The organism is Clostridioides sp. ES-S-0048-02, from assembly GCF_020658495.1.
Lineage (GTDB): Bacteria > Bacillota > Clostridia > Peptostreptococcales > Peptostreptococcaceae > Clostridioides.
In genome coordinates, this window is record NZ_JACVWH010000086.1 from 1 (window position 1) to 330 (window position 330).

Annotated in this window: 3 tRNA genes; all 3 read left to right on the plus strand. The window is 53.3% G+C overall.

Annotation, left to right across the window (positions count from 1 at the left end):
- The first annotated feature begins 45 nt into the window (after positions 1-45).
- The 3 genes from IC173_RS20530 (at position 46) to IC173_RS20540 (ending at position 283) form a co-directional block, all read left to right on the plus strand.
- Positions 46-121: transfer RNA gene (locus tag IC173_RS20530), tRNA-Lys, on the plus strand.
- Between the two features lie 7 nt (positions 122-128).
- A tRNA-Cys gene (locus IC173_RS20535) sits at positions 129-202 on the plus strand.
- A 6-nt stretch (positions 203-208) separates the two neighbouring features.
- Positions 209-283 (plus strand) — tRNA-Asn (locus IC173_RS20540).
- Positions 284-330: the final 47 nt, after the last annotated feature.

Sequence of the window (330 nt, forward strand, 5' to 3'; positions counted from 1 at the left end):
CTGGAGGTCGTGAGTTCGACTCTCATTATCCACCCCAACTAATATGGTCTATTAGCTCAGTCGGTAGAGCACCTGACTTTTAATCAGGGTGTCCCGCGTTCGAGTCGCGGATAGATCACCAAAAAGGCGGCGACATAGCCAAGTGGTAAGGCAGTGGACTGCAACTCCTTGATCCCCAGTTCGAATCTGGGTGTCGCCTCCAAAATATTCCAAGGTAGCTCAACGGTGGAGCAACCGGCTGTTAACCGGTAGGCTGTGGGTTCGAGCCCCACCCTTGGAGCCAAAAAAGCCGAAGTGGCGGAACTGGCAGACGCACAGGACTTAAAATCC